Origin of the sequence: Streptomyces sp. NPDC058697 (assembly GCF_042715345.1) — a bacterium.
In the GTDB taxonomy this organism is placed as follows: Bacteria; Actinomycetota; Actinomycetes; order Streptomycetales; family Streptomycetaceae; genus Streptomyces; species Streptomyces liliifuscus.
In genome coordinates this window covers 227,993-244,512 of the sequence record NZ_JBHXSU010000003.1, presented here as the reverse complement: position 1 = coordinate 244,512, position 16,520 = coordinate 227,993, and the positions used below count along the sequence as shown (strand labels likewise).

Annotated in this window: 11 protein-coding genes; 3 read left to right on the top strand and 8 right to left on the bottom strand. The window is 69.1% G+C overall.

Annotated features, from left to right (window positions below; genetic code table 11):
• Positions 1-15 precede the first annotated feature (15 nt).
• From ACFWXQ_RS08980 to ACFWXQ_RS08965, 4 genes are all read right to left on the bottom strand, one after another.
• Positions 16-3,672: a CHAT domain-containing protein gene (locus ACFWXQ_RS08980; protein WP_383937029.1), complete on the bottom strand. Its 3,657-nt coding sequence runs from the start codon at positions 3,670-3,672 to the stop codon at positions 16-18.
• Complete coding sequence (locus ACFWXQ_RS08975; RefSeq protein WP_383937027.1) at positions 3,669-4,454, bottom strand: hypothetical protein; 786 nt, start codon at positions 4,452-4,454, stop codon at positions 3,669-3,671. The genes ACFWXQ_RS08980 and ACFWXQ_RS08975 overlap by 4 nt, the downstream gene beginning before the upstream one ends.
• Positions 4,439-5,605: a hypothetical protein gene (locus ACFWXQ_RS08970; RefSeq protein WP_383937025.1), complete on the bottom strand. Its 1,167-nt coding sequence runs from the start codon at positions 5,603-5,605 to the stop codon at positions 4,439-4,441. The genes ACFWXQ_RS08975 and ACFWXQ_RS08970 overlap by 16 nt, the downstream gene beginning before the upstream one ends.
• A 212-nt stretch (positions 5,606-5,817) precedes the next feature.
• Complete coding sequence (locus ACFWXQ_RS08965; RefSeq protein WP_383937023.1) at positions 5,818-6,540, bottom strand: Crp/Fnr family transcriptional regulator; 723 nt, start codon at positions 6,538-6,540, stop codon at positions 5,818-5,820.
• A gap of 873 nt (positions 6,541-7,413) precedes the next feature.
• Here ACFWXQ_RS08965 and ACFWXQ_RS08960 point away from each other — a divergent pair.
• Positions 7,414-8,019 carry a response regulator transcription factor gene (locus ACFWXQ_RS08960; RefSeq protein ID WP_383937021.1) on the top strand — a complete coding sequence of 202 codons (606 nt, stop codon included), beginning with the start codon at positions 7,414-7,416 and terminating at the stop codon, positions 8,017-8,019.
• An 84-nt stretch (positions 8,020-8,103) separates the two neighbouring features.
• Entirely contained in the window at positions 8,104-9,465 is a 1,362-nt protein-coding gene (locus ACFWXQ_RS08955) for a cation:proton antiporter (protein ID WP_383937043.1), read from the top strand.
• Between the two features lie 75 nt (positions 9,466-9,540).
• Here ACFWXQ_RS08955 and asnB read toward each other — a convergent pair whose 3' ends face one another.
• The gene (gene asnB / locus ACFWXQ_RS08950) at positions 9,541-11,385 is read right to left on the bottom strand and encodes an asparagine synthase (glutamine-hydrolyzing) (protein WP_383937019.1); all 1,845 of its coding nucleotides are present in this window, start codon (positions 11,383-11,385) and stop codon (positions 9,541-9,543) included.
• 167 nt (positions 11,386-11,552) lie between these two features.
• On the opposite strand from asnB, the gene ACFWXQ_RS08945 reads away from it, so the two are divergent.
• Complete coding sequence (locus tag ACFWXQ_RS08945; RefSeq protein ID WP_383937017.1) at positions 11,553-12,236, top strand: TetR/AcrR family transcriptional regulator; 684 nt, start codon at positions 11,553-11,555, stop codon at positions 12,234-12,236.
• 9 nt (positions 12,237-12,245) lie between these two features.
• On the opposite strand, the gene ACFWXQ_RS08940 is transcribed toward ACFWXQ_RS08945, so the two are convergent.
• The 3 genes from ACFWXQ_RS08940 to ACFWXQ_RS08930 are packed head-to-tail and all read right to left on the bottom strand — an operon-like array spanning position 12,246 to position 16,477.
• Positions 12,246-13,046 (bottom strand): thioesterase II family protein, encoded by an 801-nt coding sequence (locus ACFWXQ_RS08940; RefSeq protein ID WP_383937015.1) that lies wholly within the window; start codon positions 13,044-13,046, stop codon positions 12,246-12,248.
• Positions 13,047-13,052: 6 nt separating this feature from the next.
• Positions 13,053-14,768: an ABC transporter ATP-binding protein gene (locus ACFWXQ_RS08935; protein ID WP_383937013.1), complete on the bottom strand. Its 1,716-nt coding sequence runs from the start codon at positions 14,766-14,768 to the stop codon at positions 13,053-13,055.
• On the bottom strand, positions 14,765-16,477 hold the full coding sequence (locus ACFWXQ_RS08930; RefSeq protein ID WP_383937041.1) for an ABC transporter ATP-binding protein: 1,713 nt from the start codon (positions 16,475-16,477) through the stop codon (positions 14,765-14,767). Before ACFWXQ_RS08930 ends, ACFWXQ_RS08935 begins: the two co-directional genes overlap by 4 nt.
• Between the last annotated feature and the right edge of the window lie 43 nt (positions 16,478-16,520).

The window sequence follows — 16,520 nt, the reverse complement described above, 5'->3', positions numbered from 1 at the left end:
GCGGGTCGACGCTCCTCAGGTGCCCACGTGGATGAAGGGCGCCCAGTGGAACGGGTGGTGCGGGTCGGTCCCGACCGGAGCGGAGCGGAGGCCGCTGTCGCGGGCCCGTACCCGTCGGCCGGCGGGATCCGCGGTCACGTCGGCACGCTCGGCGAGCCCGGCGTACTCCTCCTCCCGCTCCTCCGGTGAGGCTCTGCGGACCTCACGCTGGGCACGGGCCAGCGCGGTACCCACCGGCGGACGGTCCGCCGAGGTCAGGTGCCGGTACATCCGCGTCATCACCAGACAGCCCGTCACGTCGTCGACCGGCCAGAGCGACACCACCGCGTGCCGAGCCCCGCTGATGACGGCCGTACGGGTCAGCCCGAGCACGTCACCTCCGGCGGTCGCGGTGCCGCGTCCGGTGTCACAGGCGGACAACACGAGGAGTTCGGGGGTGAGTTCGGGGCTCAGCAGGTCGTCCACGCCGAGGTGGTCCTGGCCCGCGAGTGCCAGGCGGCTCAGGTAGGGAGTCAGCTCCTGGACGTCGCCGTGGGTCGCCAGATGCAGTACGGAGCAGCCCGCGGCCTGCTCCAGGACTCTCTCCCGATCGGCGTTCGGCCCGGTGAGCGCCCGGCACCGGGGGAGCAGCCGTTCGACGGTGGCGACCTCCGTCACGGTGCCGGGCAGATACGCCAGACGACGCTCGGGAGCGGTGGCCGGAGCGCCGACCAGCAGCGCCGTCGCTTCCCTCCAGTCGGGCTCCGGCAAGCGGGGACCGGGCCGGGTGAGCAGGGACGCCGCGGGCAGGTAGGAGACGTCGTGGGTCAGGCCGAGGACCGTCCCGCCCATGGGCAGGGCGTGGAACGGGACCAGGGAGAGCCGGGCGGGAGGTACGACCACGACCCTTCCGTAGCGGGAGAGGAGCGGTTCGCAGAAGCCGAGCAGGGCGTCGGAGAGCGCCCCTCCCGCCTCCGTCACGTCGGCACCCGACGCGCACGCGGCGTGGAAGCGACGGGCCATCGCCACCAGGTCGTCCGCCGACCGCTGACGACGGTCGGCGAGCACCCCTTCACGGGTCACTGCCCAGCCGACCAGGTCCTGGGCGAGGAGGTGGTATTGGAGGAGCACGGTGTCCGGTGGCAGTGCGCGTGCCACGGCGGCGGCGTCGGGCACCGTGCCGGGTTCCCGCCGGGCGGTGAACGCACCCGGGGCGAGCCGGCGCACTTCGGCCTCGGCCGTGCCGAGGGTCCGTTCGGTCTCGGTGAGGCGGCGCTGCACGGATTGCTCGTCGGCCGCGCCCGCCGGCCCCTGGGCCTGTTGCCCGGCCGGGGCCGGGCCGGTGCCCCGCAGATCGGCCGCCGCCTCCTCGAACCGCGCGGCCCACCGGGCTTCCGCCTGGAGCCAGCCACGTACCGCTCGTTGTGCCGCGGGCCGTCCGGCGGCGCTGTCGAGGGCGTGCACGGAGTCGAGGAAACCGGACCGGGCACGTTCCGCGGTCGCGAACGTCATGGCCTTCCCGCCGGGCAACTCCCACTGGGCCAGCACGGCGGTGTGATACGCGCGGGCCACCACCGGGTCGTCGGCCGACGCCGCCCGCAGGGTGTCCCGTCCCATCCTCGACCGGTGTTCCTCGTAGGCGGTGACGGCCTCCAGAGCCCGGTCCGCGGCGCCCCGCGGGTCGCCGAGGGCGAGGAGCGCCTCCGCCGCGATCGCGGACCTGTCCCAGGGCTTGTCCGGGTCCACTCCGTCCGTCCCGATGCGCCGTTCCGCCTCCGCGGCCCGCTCGGGCTGTCGCAGCCGTAACCGGAGCGCCGCCGACTGGAGTGCCGTCAGCGCGCCGCGTGCCTCCAGTCCGTCGGCCTCGCCCCGCGCCTCCTCGATGCGGCCCAACTCCACCAGGAGCGCACAGCGCGCGACGGAAGGCGGTGTACCGCGCTCGACGAGCGCCTCCGCCTCCCTCGCGGCACGTTCGGCCGGGGCCGACAGACCTGCCGACCTGTGCCGACGCAGCCGGTGCAGTTTCTCCACGGCATGTGTGGAACCCAGTCCGGCCCGCATCCCTTCCAGGGCATCGCGCAGGGGTCGCTCCGCGGCCGTGGGTCCGTCCTGCTCGCGCAGCAGACGCTCCCCGAGACCGATCACTCGTACGAGCCGGGGCCGGGCGGCGGCGACGATCTCCGGGTCGCCCAGCCCCACCGCCTCGTTGAGGAAGAGTTCGGCTGCGACCACCGCGGACAGCCAGGCGTTGATCATCGGGACCGAAACCCGCCATCGAGCGGAACCGGGCCGGGCGGCCTGCCCGTCGGAAGCCTCCCGGCACCGGTCCTCCAGCTGTCGCTCCCGGGCACGCAACTCGATGTCGGCGAATACGAGGGAGGCCAGCCGGTGGCGGGCCTCGTGGTACGCCCCCATCGGGCTCGTCCTCGGTGCGGTCGCCTGGTGAACGGCGGCGGGCACGGGCCCTCCCGCGACCGTCGGCAAGACCGGTTCGGCGAGCCTCTGCGCCAGCTCGTCCGCCTCCCGGCCGCGGACGATGTGACTCTGCCGGGTCCAGTCTCCGGCCCGCGCGGCAACCAGGTGGGCCATACCCAGAAGCCAGGAACCGCTGCCCACGGTCGCCGCCCAGTGGCGGACCTCCGCCACGTCATCGACGGGCAGCGGCCGGCCGTCCTCCACCGCGTCCAGCATCCGGTGCACCTTGAGCAGCGCCACGCACGCCCGGTCGTCGGCGACTTCGGCCAGGGTCAGCGCGCGGTCGACGCATGCGGTGCGGTCGTCCGGTTTCCGGCGCAGTCGGGCCACATGAGCGAGGCGCAGCTGGGCCGCTGCCCGCCCCCTGGACGCGCCTGCCTTTCGGAACAGCGCGTCGGCCTCCGCGTAGTGCTTCGCGGCGCGGTCGAGTGTCCGCCGCCCGGCGGAGAGGGGCAGAAGGCGTTCCGGGGCGCCGGGCGTCCCGAGTTCCGCGTCACCCGCCAGCAGCGACGACATCGCGGCCAGGGCCTGATCCCCGGGCAGGAGCCGCAGCGCCTCTTGGCGCAGCGCCTCACACCGGCGTCGGTCCCCCGCCCGGGCCCGCACGTCTCCCGCGACCAGCAGATGGTAGGCGACCGGTGCCACGAGGCCACCCTCGGCGATCTCCCGTGGCACCTCGTCGAACCATCGCACGGCCTCACCCACCTCCTCGGTGCCTCCGACCAGCGCGATCACCTCAGGGGGCTGGGCATCGAGGATCTCCCCGCTCCCCAGGACGGCACGGGCGACGAGCAGGTCGGGCAGGTACCGGGCGGCGAGGAAGGCGGGTAGCCGCAGCCCGGGATCCCTGGCGAGGATGGTCAGACGGGCGTGCGTTCCGTCCATGGCCTTCAGCAGGGCCGACTCGTCCCGGGCCGTCAGGGCCCAGCCGACCGGGCCACCGGGACTCCAGTTGACGTCCATGGCGGTGGCCGCGGTCCGCAGGGCACGCGTCACCAGATCGTCGTACGTCTCCTCGGGTTCGGGATCGTCCAGCACGGCCAGCGCCCGTCTGGGTTCACCGGCGGCGAGGGCGGCCCCCGCCGTCAGCCAGCCGCGCACGGGCTCGGCCCAGAGTGCGGGACTGACGGCGGCGGGATCGAGGCCCCTGAGGTCGGTCATCAGGAGATGCACGAGCAGCCGGATGCCGTCCGCCGTGTGCCGGCCCTCGTAGGTCACTTGAGCTTCCTGATGACCAGGACGAGCAGGAGGGTCAGCACGATCGTTCCGGCGGCTCGCGCCAGTCGCCGGGACCGGCCTGGTGCGGCCTGTCCTGTTGTCCCGCCGCGAGTCGGCTCAGGAGGTACAGGACCTCGTCCGCCCTCCCCAGAAACGGTTCCAGTCCGGCGACCAGTGCGCAGACCGAGGGCCGACAGGACTGCGGAAAGGGCCGCGGTGGCGAATCGTCGGAGGCGCGATAGGTGACGACCCCAGGGGGTCGTCACAGTGCTCCCTTCCATGGGGTACGGGTCGAGCTCCACGACCCGTACGGTCTCGCCGGTCTCCGGAGCGCCGAACGACGGCAGGGGGCTCACCGGACGGGTGGTCGTGTCGGCCTCGAAGAACGCCCGTACGTCCGCTCCGCATCGGCGGTGCACTTCGGCGAGGAGTTCCTGTGTGGCGGGCGGCCCGGAAGACGTCCGGCAGACGACCCCCTCGATCAGGGGCGTGCGCCGGGGCCCGCTCATCGCGTATTCGCCGTCCAGGCCCACGTCGGAGGCCTTGAGATAGACGACCCGGTACAGCAGGCGCAGCGACTCGGACTCGCGTACCCGGTACTCGCGTCGGTAGACGGCGTCATCGGTGGGGTCGCCGGCCGTCACGTCGTGGAGCAGGGAGTACCTGTCCTCGTCCACGAGGAAGTCCGGCGCGGCCACGATCCGGAAACCGGTGTTGACGGACCGGGTGAGAGCGAACGGCCACACCTGTACTGGCTCGGAGTGCTTCATGCCGTGGTCCACGACGATTCCCCCTTGATGAGCCGTGAGCCCGGGTGCTCGGCCTCGAACTCGGCGAGCTTGGCGTGGAACAGCGCGACCAGGCCGTTGAGCGCCTCCTTCTCGGAGGTGGCCTGCAGCATGCGGTCGCGCAGCTGGGTGATGTCCTGTTCGACCCGGTCGCCGTAGGCGGACATCTGGGTCTCCACGAACTGGAGAAAGGCCTCGGCCATGTGGTCCCGTACCAGGCGCATCACGGGTGACCTCGCTGCGGCCGCGCGCAGGAACGTCCGTGCCAGCGGCATCCTGTCCCTGGCCATGCGCACCCACGCGAGTCGCTGACTGCGCTGGTCGATCTGCTGGGACTGGGATGCCGTCGCCTGTCGCTCCATGTCCTTCAGCTGGGCCTCGAAGAGATCCAGCAGCACCGCCATGAACGGGATTTCCACGTTCAACGGCGCGGGAAATCCGCCCTTCTTGACCATCGTCATGCCGTCGGGTCCGAGAGCGGCGAAGTCCGGGCCCACGGAACTGACCGGGATGAAACGCACCCCCTTGGTACCGGCCGGAGACCGCAGCATGGTCTCGACGACGTCCCTGAAGTCCGGGTGCCGCAGGAGGCAGTCCATGACCGCCTGCACCGTGTGCCCCGCTGCCGAGAGGACGTCCCACTTGGTGATGACGAAGTGGACGATGCCCCGGCTCTTCATCATGTGGCTGAAGACGGCGACGAGATCCTCCGTCAGCCGCGGGTCTCCGTCCAGGAATCGCAGCACCTTGACCCCGTCCAGCAGGACGAGGAGGAATTCGGACTCCTCGATCCGGCTGAGGACCCGGCTCCCTGTTTCCACGCGCCCGTCCGGCTCGGTGAGATGCTCACCCGAGTAGTCCAGGTAGGTGATGGAGAAAGGGCTGTAGATCTCGTTGCGCGCGGTGCGGACGGAGCACGAGAACTCCCACTCCGATATCTCGGACCGGCGTGCGGGGTCCGGCCAGACGTCGGGGCTCGTGACCGTCTGGTAGATCCTGTTCAGCCTGGTCGACTGTTCCGGTGGCAGCTGGACATGGAACCCCAGGTCCGGTCGCGGGATCGCCAGTCTGCGGAACAGACTGGCGAGGTAGACGGTCTTGCCGGACTCGGCGGGGCCGAGCACGGTGACGGGAATGGCAGGCATGCAGCGCCTCGCAATGGCTTCACATGGTGGTCTCGCCTGACGCACGGGCGAGTACGGCGAACCGTGCGAGACGCTCCCCCGTACCCCTGCCGGTAGTGAAGCGTTCCGACGGCCGTCCGAACCGGTCGCAGTGCGGGTTCGGGAGAAGATCGGCGAAAGAAACGGTTCGGCGGGACGCGCACGAAGAACTCGTCGCCGGCCGGGCCCCCGGCTCAGTGAGCGGCGGCGATCGTCCGCAGTGCCGGAACGGAGTGGACGGTGAGGCGGCAGCGTCCGTAGCTGACGGCTCGCGCGGTCCTCAACTCCTGCAGCGCGTGCTGCACACGCCGTTCCCGCGCTCCGATGAACTCCCCCCACTCCGCGTGGGTCAGCCCGGGCCTGACCGACAGCCCTTCCGGTGTCCGGGCCCCGTACTGCTCCGTCAGATCCAGTACGGCGCGACACAGACGCGCGATGACGGGACCGCGGGTGAACTGGGTGCGGCGGCGGACCGCGGTACGACTGCGATGGGCCATGCTCCGGCTGACAGCCAACCCGGCTGCCGGGTACCGGGCCAGCCAGCCCAGCCACTCGTCCTGCGATATCCGCCGGACGGACACTCGCTCGGCCGCCGTGACCGTGGCCGAACGGGGCTCGTTGTCGAATGCCGCGGTCTCCCCCAGCACATCACCGGCGGCACGGATGTCCACCAAGAAGGTCACGCCCTGATCATCCGTCGTCGTCACTTTGGCGAAGCCGTTCAGCAGGACGAGCACGAACGTGTCCGTGGCGCCTTCGAGCAGCATGATCTCGCCGGCCTCGTAGGAGCGCGCGGTGCCGGCCTGCAGCAGGGCCGACCGCGCATGGACGGCGGACACCGGGTCCGTCCCGGCCGCGCCGTTCAGCTCCGACAGCAGGGTGCCTCGCGGGCAGCCGGCCGGTGCCGGACGAATCACCGGCCCGTGTCCCCCACCCGGTTGCTGCGCACTGTGCACACCGTCCCCCTCGCAGACGTCCGACCTGCGCGAAACCTAGCCGAGCTGAGGGACATACGACCCAAGGTGTGAACTTGGGCATGAAGTCGTACGTTTCTGTCTCGCCGTAGCTCTGACGCCGACCGATACCGACCATCTCGCTCGGAAGTTGGCCGACGCCGGCACTACGACCACCTGCGCCGATGGTTGTCCACACGTCGGCTCCGGACGGGTGGACAAGCACGTGAAGTCTCTGGCGGAGACGGTTCTCTTGATCGAAAACCCGTCTACCAGGGGCTTTACCTCGCCGTCAGCCCAACTGCACAACCTGCGGCGGCAGGTTGGCAAGGGTAACCTGGCTTGAATTCGTACGCGTACGGGATCAACCTTCCGGCGTCGGTCGTGGCCGAGCACCGCCTTCACTGCGTTTCCGCTGATAGAGCCCCGCCCTTTCCGGAATCCGGGTTTGCACTTGTCCTGAAAACGGCGACGCCCAGGGCGTCAAGGGGTGCGAATGAGTCACGTTTACAGCGACCCGCAACGGCGATTCTGAGCTTGATTTCCCTGATGACTATTGTAGTATTTATTTCCGTTCGATCGCCTGACTGCAGGGGATTCAGGGAGGTCATGACGGGGGAGTCCCGACGTCCAGGACAGAACACTTCGGCGGGAAACGGCGTGACGCCGCCGCGAAGGTCCACGACGTTATTTGCATGTTCTTAACATGCGCCAACACCGCGTAACTCCCATCATGTGACAGCTGGGCCGCTCAAGGGAGCCGGCCCGGCCCCGAATCATGCGCATGCTCGGCCAGAGTCAAGAAACTCTACTCAGCATCGGCAACAGGGGGAAGAAATGGGAATCAACGTACTGGTATCCGACAAGATGAATGTGTCCCGCTACGCGCTCACCGCCCTGCTCGAACAGGGCAAGGGGATTCAGGTCGTCGGATCGGTGGCCGGCAATCCTGATGCAATCGAGTTCGCCGATACACGCCATCCGGATGTCGTGATCTTCAGCTTCGACGGCGCGGACGGCAACGTTATCACCGTCGCCGAGAAGATCACCGGCCTTCCGAGGTGTCGATGTCTGCTGCTCGCCGAATCATTCACCCGGCCGGTCATACGCCAGGCATTCACCGCCGGAATCGCCGGAATGGTACAGCAGAGCGCCTCCCCGTACCGTCTATTCGAATCCGTCCATCGGGTACATCAAGGAGAAAGAGTCTTCGACACGGAGCTGACCGTGGCCGTGCTGGGAAATGACGACTGTCCGCTTTCCCAGCGGCAACTCTCCGTACTTGAGCGGCTGGCCCAGGGTGACACGCTCAGCGAGATCGCGGCACAGTTGCACATCTCCGACGGGACCGTGCGGAACTATCTCCTTTCCGCGGTGACGAAACTGGGCGCGCGTAACCGAATCGACGCGCTGCGTATCGCACGGGAAGCGCACTGGATCTGACATGTAGGACACCTCAACGCCACCTCCGGATCACTTCACGGTCATCTCTCGGGGTGCCTTTGTGTACGCCGCTGAACTGTGGCGATGTTCCGCGCACCAGGCAGAATCCCGGGATTTCCCATTCATACGTACGGAGGACCGATCATGGCGGATATCTCTCGCAGCGAAGAACTGATCATCGCCATCACGATGGCCGATATTGCCATCATCCTCGTCGTCGGATCCATCCTGGGTTGGCTGGTCCGATACGTACGCCAGCCGCCCGTCGTCGGCGAGATCATCGCCGGAATCGCCCTGGGGCCGAGTCTTCTCGGCCTGTTACCCGGGGATCTCCCCTCCCTGATCTTCCCGAGCGAAGTACGGCCGTATCTGTCGGCGATAGCCCAGGTCGGACTGCTCGTCTTCATGTTCGGAATTGGTTGGGAATTCGACAAAAAGTTACTGAAGGGCCGGGGCAGTACCGCGGCGGCGGTCTCCGTCACCTCGGTCGTGGTCCCGTTCAGCCTGGCGATCGGACTTGCGGCGCTGCTGTACCAGCGGCACGAAACCGTGAACGGAGATCAGGTCTCCTTCACCGCGTTCGCCCTGTTCATGGGTGCAGCGATGTCGATCACCGCTTTTCCCGTGCTGGCCCGGATGCTGACCGAACACGGAATGCTGGGAACACGGGTCGGCGCACTCGCACTGGCCAGCGCGGCCATCGACGATGTCATCGCCTGGTGCCTGCTCGCTCTGGTCGCGGCGATCGTGACCGCGTCCGGCGGCGCCGGGGACCTCGCGCAAACGGTGATATTCTCCGCGCTCTACATCACGGGGATGCTGGTCTTCGTGCGCCCGTTCCTGTCATTCCTCATGCGCCACTGTGGCCGTGACCGCATGACACCGCAGCTCATCGTCGTACTCGTCGCCGGGCTGTTCCTGTCGTCCTGTGCGACGACCTGGATCGGGATCCACGCGATATTCGGTGCATTCGCCTTGGGATTCATCATGCCGAGCGAGTACCGCGGCGTGTTCGGCGAAGAGGCCAGAAAGCCGTTCGCGGGGATCAGCATGGTGCTGCTGCCGGTCTTCTTCATCGTCACAGGACTGAATGTCGATATCGGGGCGTTGTCCGGACGCGATCTGATCGAACTGGCCGCCATCATCGCCGTCGCCTGCGCCGGCAAGATGATCGGCGCGTCCATGGTCGGGAGACTGTCCGGAATGCCGTGGCGGGAGGCCGGCACCCTCGGCATCCTGATGAACACCCGCGGCCTCACCGAACTGATCATCCTCAACGCCGGCGTCAGCCTCGGCGTCCTGGACAGCCGGATGTTCACCATGATGGTCGTGATGGCGTTGTTCACGACCGCGCTCACGGGACCGTTCCTCCCGAAGCCCTCGGTACGCGTCGGCCAGGCCGGACTCCGGACCCGCCCGGAGGAACTGGCCGGGGCGATCCGCTAGGCGCGGGCCGGCACACAGAGCGATCGCCGCCATGGCAGTGGATGCCATGGCGGCGATTCGCCGTACGAAGTCGATTCAGTCCAGCAGGAGTTCGGGCGCGTGCAGCTCCAGCCAGACATGCAGGTCGAGCATCCGCTCGACGTTGGACCGTACGGCCATCGACATGGCCGCCGGATCCTGTGACCCGATCTGCTGCGCCCAGGCACGGTCGACCAGCGCGAAGACCTGCGCGTCCGGTTCCGACACCAGCTCCTTCACCTGCTGCTGCAGATGAGCGGCGTACCCCGGATTCTGGGGCGAGGGGAACGGGCTCTTGACCCGCTCCAGCACCGAACGCGGCAGCACATGCGCCGCGGCCTGGCGGAGCAGGCTCTTCTCCTGGCCGTCGAACGACTTCATCGCCCAGGGCGTGTTGTAGACGTACTCGACGAGTTCATGACTGCAGAAGGGCACCCGCACCTCCAGCCCGACCGCCATCGACAGCCGGTCCTTGCGGTCCAGCAGCCCCCGGACGAATCGCGTGAGATGCATATGGCTCGTCATGCGCATGAGCCGGTCGAACTCGGATTCGCCGTCGAGATACTCGACCTGCGCGCGCGCCGTCGCGAACTGGTCGGCGGTGTAGGCCGCCACGTCGAGCCGGGCCCGCAGGCCGGGTTCGATGTGATCGGTCCGGGCCGCGAGACTCATCGGCGGGATGAACATCATCCACGGGAAGGTGTCCCCGCGCAGGGCCTCCGGGTGGTGGAACCAGGGATAGCCGCCGAACAGTTCGTCGGCCGACTCGCCCGACAACGCCACCGTCGAGTGCTCCCGGATCGCTTTGAACAGCAGATACAGGGAGCTGTCGAGATCTCCGAACCCGTTCGGGATGTCCCGGGCGCCGACCGTCGCGCGGCGCACCGCGGGGTCCGAGATGTCGGACGGATCGAGCATCACATCCCGGTGCGCGGAGCCCACATGAGCCGCGACGTCACGGACGAACGGCGCGTCGGACGTCTCGCGCATCTCGTCCGGGACGAAGTTCTTCTCCTGGCCGACGAAGTCCACCGAGAAGCTGCGCACCTGTTCACCGCGCATGCCCAGCCGCTCCGCCGCCAGCCCGGTGATCGCGCTGGAGTCCAGACCTCCCGAGAGCAGGACGCCCTGGGGCACATCGGAGATCAGCTGCCGGTCGACGATGCCGGTGAGCAGTTCCCGCACTCGGGCCACGGTGCCCTCGCGGTCGTCGGTGTGCTCGACCGCGCTCAGCCGCCAGTAGGTCCGCTCCCGCAGCCCACCCCGGTCGACGTTGATCAGCGTGCCGGGCACCATCTCGTGCATGCCCTTCCACAGCGCCCAGCCCGGGGTCTTGGTCTGCGCGACCAACTCCCGCAGCCCGTCGGCGTCGACCGCCTTCCGTACGAGGGGGTTCGCCAGGATCGCCTTGGGCTCGGAGCCGAACAGCACTCCGTCGGGCGTCGGGTAGTAGAAGAGCGGCTTGATCCCCATGCGGTCGCGCACGAGGAGCAGCCGCCGTTCGCGACCGTCCCAGATCGCGAACGCGTACATGCCGTCCAGATGGTCGACGACGCTCTCGCCCCACTGCAGATAGCCGCGGAGCACGACCTCGGTGTCGCTGTCCGTCCGGAACGGATGGCCCAACGCCTTGAGCCGGTCGCGCAGTTCCTGGAAGTTGTAGACCTCCCCGGAGTAGACCAGCACGATGTCACCGGCCGGCGTGCTCACCGTCATCGGCTGCGCTCCGCCGGGCAGGTCGATGACCGCGAGGCGTCGATGCCCGAGCCCGACCTCTGTACGCACATAGGTGCCGCGGCCGTCCGGCCCGCGACAGGCCATCGTCCCGGTCATCGCATCGAGCACATCACCCCGGTGCGTCAGATCGGCCTCGAACGACACCCAGCCTGCTATCCCGCACATCTCACGTCCTCTTTTCCATGGCGCCTATTTCCAATGAAGCAAGAACGCACGAATACGGCCAAACTAGCAGCGGCGCCATTACCCGACAATGTTCGTTTCACCCCGGCCGGCGTGGATTTTCCACGGCTGCGGAATGCTAGGATCGACCCACCCGTATGGAGGATGAGATGCCCGCAGAAAAATCCCGCGCCAAGGCCGTCGGCCGGCCACCTCATCTGTCCCTCGATGCCATCATCGCCGCGGCGGAACATATTCTGCAGACCGAGGGCGCGGGAAAGCTTTCCATGCGGCGCCTGGCGAACGAATTGAACAGCGCGCCGATGGCGCTCTACTACCACGTTCGCAACAAGGACGAACTGCTTCTGCTGCTGATGGAGGCCCAGGCCCGGCGCATCCCGCACCCGGAGCTGCCGGAGGACCCCCGGGAGCGGCTGATCGCGGTGTCGATCATGCTCTACGAGCTGCTCGCCGACCGGCTGTGGATCGTGCAGGTGGTGGCCGGCGGCGACCTCATCGCCCCGTCGGCGCTCTGGTTCGTCGAGGAGATGATCAGTGCGACCGTGGACTACGGACACACGCCGGAGCACGCCGTGTACATCTACCGGACGATCTGGTTCGCCATCGTCGGCGATCTGATCATCCGTGCGAACGGCAATCAGCGACGCGGCCGGGCCACCGGACCGACCTACGAGGACCAGGTCGTCGCCGGCCTGATGAGCGGTACGCACCCCCGGCTGGCGGCGGTCGCCGATCGATGGGCCGAGCTCAACGCCCGTGACACCCACCGCCAGGGCCTGACGGCGATCATCGACGGGCTGCTGCGGTCGGAGGAGACCGTGGAGGGCCGGTAGTCGGCGGCTTCACGGGGCGGACGGCCAGGGGACCGACATCTTCTCGGACGCCGTCCGCGCGCACGCCGCCAGGACTCCGACGACCGCGTCGCGGTGTTCGTCCAGGTAGAAGTGCCCGCCCTGGAAGGTGCGGAACGCGCATCCGGCGTCGGTGACCTCGCGCCACCCCTGGGCCTCGGCCGCTGTGATCTCCGGGTCCTGGTCGCCGTACAGCACCGTGACCGGAGTCCGCAGCCGCGCGCCGGGCGACGGCCGATAGGTCTCGCTCAAGCGGTAGTCGCTCCGGATCATGGGCAGGAAGGTCCGGACGAGCGGGGCGTCGTCGAGGAGGTCGAGCCGCGTCGCGTCGGTGCGGCGCAGTTCCTCGATCAGCTCCTCGTCGCTGCCGAGGTGGATCCGGCCCGGCCGCGTCAGCGCCGGGGCGGGGTGACCGGACACGGCCAGGCCCATCGGCGGGTCCCCCGCCGCCGTCAGATGTCGGGCGACCTCATAGGCGACGACGGCCCCCATGCTGTGCCCGAACAGAATCGTCGGGACCGGCGGCCCGTCGAGCGGGAGATCGGCCGCCAATACGGCGGCTAGCCTTTGAATATCGTCCGGCACCGATTCGGCGAATCTATCCTCCCGGCCCGGGTACTGAACGGCGAAGAATTCGATGTCCCAAGGTGCCGACCGGTCCCACGAACGGTAATAGCTCGCACTGCCGCCGCCGTGCGGAAAGAGAAGCACGCGGGCCCGGGCATAGGGGCGGGACGCGAGCCGGCGAAATGCTCCGGCCCGCCGGTCCCCCGACAAGGAATCGATACGCATACCCACTCATTCACTCGCTGCCGGTGCCATGGAAATGTTCCAGAATTCGGCGTAGCGGCCGCTCCGGGCGAGAAGCTCGTCGTGGCTGCCCTCCTCCACGATGTGGCCGCCCTCCAGGAAGAGGACGCGGTCGGCGCGCTGCACGGTCCGCATCCGGTGGGCGACCATCACCACGGTCCGCCCGGCCATCAGGCGCTCGATGCCCTCGTGGACGGCGGTCTCGTTGACCGGGTCGAGGGCGGAGGTCACCTCGTCCAGCAGGACGATCGGCACGTTCTTCAGCAACGCCCGTGCGATGGAGACGCGTTGGCGCTCACCGCCCGACAGCAGCGCGCCGCCCTCGCCGACGTTCGCCTCCCATCCGCCGGGCAGCCGCTCGATGACCTCGTCGAGCCGGGCCGCGGTCGCCGCCGCCCGGACGTCGGCCTCGTCGGCGTCGGGACGGCCGAGGCGCACGTTCTCCTCGATGGTGCCGTCGAAGAGATAGACGTCCTGGAAGACGATGGCGATCTGTGCCATCAGCACCTCGGTGTCGATCCCGCGCACATCCACGCCGCCCACGCGAACCGCGCCGGAGTCCACGTCGTAGAACCGGGCGAGCAACTGGAGCAGGGTGCTCTTGCCCGCACCCGACAGTCCGACCACTGCGAGCCGCTGTCCTTGGGGCACGGAGAAGGACACCTCGTCGAACACCGTGCGTTCGCCGTGCCGGAAGGTGACGGACTCGAACGCCAGGTCGTGGTCGACCGGCCGGACGGGCTCATGGGGTTCCGGCAGCGGCGGGGTGCTCAGGACCTTGTCGAGCCGCTCCAGCTCGGACGTGGCGCCGCGGAGCCCCGCGCCGATGTCCGACAGCGACAGCAGCGGATCGGCGCAGCGGGCCGCGAGCACCAGGATCGTCAGGACCTCCGCCGCTCCGATGCTCCCGCCGAGCGCGAGGGAGGTGCCCAGCGCCAGCACCGCGGTGAAGGCCACCTGCACCGCGACCGTCAGGCCCACCGCGCCGGGCAGCATCGCCAGCACGGTGCGCCGGGAGGAGCGCTGGACCTCCTGGAGCGAGTCGTCGAGCAGCTTGAAGCGCTCTCCGGTGCGGCCGCCGGCGCGCAGCACCGGCTGGGCCTGGAGGAACTCGATGACGCGGTCCGATGCCTCCTTGTCCCGTTCGTGGCGGTCCGCGTCGGTGCCCGCCATCGAGCGCGCGGTCCACTTCTGGATCGCCACCACGACGGGTGCGGCGAGCAACGCGGCCACGCCCAGCTGCCAGTTGAAGGCGATCATCACGGCGACGATCGTCAGGGGGGTCACCAGGGCGGAGATGAACGGGGCCAGCAGGTGCGCGGAGACGCCCATCGCCTGGAGCAGGCCGCGGCTGGCCATGACGGAGACCTCGCCGACCCGGCCGGCGTTGTACCAGCCGATCGGCAGCCGGGCCAGGTGCTCGCCCAGCCGGTAGTACATGCCGTGCAGCATCTTGGTGCCGACGCGCATGCCGGAGAGGTCGCTGACATAGCGCAGCACGGCGTAGACCGCGACCGCCGCCCCGAACGCGATCAGCCACGGCACGGCGTCGTCCGGCGTGCTGCCGAACAGTTCCCGCAGCACCGGGACGAGCAGCGCGTAGGAAAGACCCTCGACCATCGCGGTGATCGTCATCAGGACCACGGTGCGGCGCATCGCCTGGGCGTACTCGGGTCCGAGCACGCGCAGCAGCGTTCGAATCATCGGGGCTGTCCTCCTTGGGATCGCCAGAACTCGGCGAACTTTCCTTCCTGCGTCAGCAGTTCGGCGGGTCGGCCCCGCTCGACGATCGACCCGTTCTCCAGCATCACGACGGTGTCGGCGTCGGCGACCGTCTCCGGGCGATGGGCGATGACCAGAAGCGTCCGCTCGCCGCCCAGGCTCGCCAGGGCCTGGCGGATCGCCTGTTCGGTCTGCGGGTCGGCGAAGGCGGTCGCCTCGTCGAGCACCAGGACGGGTGTGTCGGCCAGCAGCGCGCGGGCGAGGGAGATCCGCTGGGCCTCGCCGCCCGAGAGCTTGACGTCCTCGCCGATCACCGTCTCGTAGCCGCCCGGCATGTCGAGGATCCGGTCGTGGATGTGGGCCAGCTTGGCGGCGCGCACCACATCGTCGCGCTCGGCGTGCGGCACCGCGAGCGCGATGTTGTCCGCGACCGAGGCGCGCAGCAGGCGGACGTCCTGGAAGACGAAGGAGACCGTGCGGTAGAGCTGCCGGCTGCCGATCTCGCGCAGGTCGACGCCGCCGATGGCGACCGAGCCCTGGCTCGGGTCGAAGAACCGCGGCAGCAGCTGGACCAGGGTCGACTTCCCGCTTCCCGACGGTCCGACGAGCGCGGTGAAGGTCCCCGGCTCCAGCACCAGGTCGACCCCGCGCAGCACCTCGCGGTCCTCTTCGTAGCCGAAGCGGACATCGCGCAGTTCCACCCGGTGTCCCTGGGGCGCGACCGGATGCGCGGGCTCCGGAAGCGCCGGGACGTCGAGGACTTCCTTGATCCGGCCGACCGCGCGGCCGGCGGCCTGCATGTCGTCGAAGCCGTGGCCCAGGGCCGCCACCGGGGCCGTCAGGCCCAGGCCGAGCAGCAGGAAGGGCAGCAGGTCGGCCGGGGCCAGGCTGCCGGACGTGATCATGGACGTGCCGCCGATCAGGACGACGAGCAGCACGAACGGCGGGGACAGCGCCAGCTGCATCCCGGCGGCGACCAGGGACATGCCGCGCACCCACCGGAAGAACGTCCCGACGAAGTCGTCGACGGCGGTGAGGAACTTCCCGTGGGCGCGCTCGGATCCGCCGAACGCCTTGACCACCGAGATGCCCTGCACGAACTCGACGACGGAGCTGGCGATCCGCCCCATGGCCTCGTCGAACTCCTCCTGCTCGCGCGTCCTGGCGGGGAGCATCAGCAGCGGGACCAGGAGAATGGCCATCACCACCGGGATCAGCGTGATCAGCGTGAGCCGCCAGTCGATGGTGAACAGATAGACCAGCGACACCAGCGGCACCACGAACGCGGAGACGAGCTCGCCGGGCGCATGGGCGATGAGGGGGTGCACGGCGCTCACGTCCTCCCCCACCACCTTGGCCAGCTCACCGGTCTTGCGGCGGGAGAACCAGCCGATCGGCACGCGGCCGAGCCGGTCGGCGAGCTGCCGACGGAACGTCAGCTGCGCCTGGCTGTCCAGCACATGGCCGAGTCCCGAGGACGCGGCGGTGAACAGCAGCCGCACGAACAGGCCGGCCGCGCCCAGGATCACGGCCGTCCAGACGTGCCCCTCGTCGATCGGGCCCGGCGCCAGCAGGGTGCGGCCCAGCTCGACGACCGCCAGCAGCGGCGCGAGTCCCGCGAGAGCGCCGATCACCTGCAGGATCGCGACGGCCGCGAACTTACGGACATGAGGACGCAGCAGCCTGGACAGGCTCTGCTTCTCCACGGAGTCGGAGTCCGACGTCGGCGTGGAC

Excerpts from the sequence above, each read along its gene's own strand:
- ACFWXQ_RS08970 (WP_383937025.1), bottom strand. The coding sequence starts at position 5,605 with ATGCCTGCCATTCCCGTCACCGTGCTCGGCCCCGCCGAGTCCGGCAAG.
- ACFWXQ_RS08960 (WP_383937021.1), top strand. The coding sequence starts at position 7,414 with ATGGGAATCAACGTACTGGTATCCGACAAGATGAATGTGTCCCGCTAC.
- ACFWXQ_RS08955 (WP_383937043.1), top strand. The coding sequence starts at position 8,104 with ATGTTCCGCGCACCAGGCAGAATCCCGGGATTTCCCATTCATACGTAC.
- asnB (WP_383937019.1), bottom strand. The coding sequence starts at position 11,385 with ATGTGCGGGATAGCAGGCTGGGTGTCGTTCGAGGCCGATCTGACGCAC.
- ACFWXQ_RS08945 (WP_383937017.1), top strand. The coding sequence starts at position 11,553 with ATGCCCGCAGAAAAATCCCGCGCCAAGGCCGTCGGCCGGCCACCTCAT.
- ACFWXQ_RS08940 (WP_383937015.1), bottom strand. The coding sequence starts at position 13,046 with ATGCGTATCGATTCCTTGTCGGGGGACCGGCGGGCCGGAGCATTTCGC.
- ACFWXQ_RS08935 (WP_383937013.1), bottom strand. The coding sequence starts at position 14,768 with ATGATTCGAACGCTGCTGCGCGTGCTCGGACCCGAGTACGCCCAGGCG.